Here is a 288-nt window from a genome sequence, read left to right on the forward strand (position 1 = left end):
CCATTTGCAATGGGATGGTCAGATTGAGTCTCAACGGAGTAGGCTAAGGTTAAAAGTTCTTCTTCACTTACACCTTTGCTTGGATAAACATATGTCACACCGAAATTTCCCTCAGTTAAGGTTCCCGTTTTATCAAATACAATCCGGTCTACTTGATATGCACCTTCAAATGCAATACGGTTACGAATTAACAGACCTTTTTTAGGTGCGATAGTTGTTGAACGCGCTGTAACCAATGGTGTTGCTAGGCCGAAAGCATGTGGACAAGGGATGATTAAGAGCGTAACC

At 42.0% G+C, this 288-nt stretch carries 1 protein-coding gene; it reads right to left on the minus strand.

Features of this window, described 5'->3' with window-relative positions:
- The coding region (locus tag PZE06_RS28995; RefSeq protein ID WP_275792537.1) for an HAD family hydrolase at positions 1-288 on the minus strand (288 nt) is incomplete at both ends.

The organism is Robertmurraya sp. DFI.2.37 (assembly GCF_029211245.1).
GTDB lineage: Bacteria > Bacillota > Bacilli > Bacillales > Cytobacillaceae > Robertmurraya > Robertmurraya methanolica_A.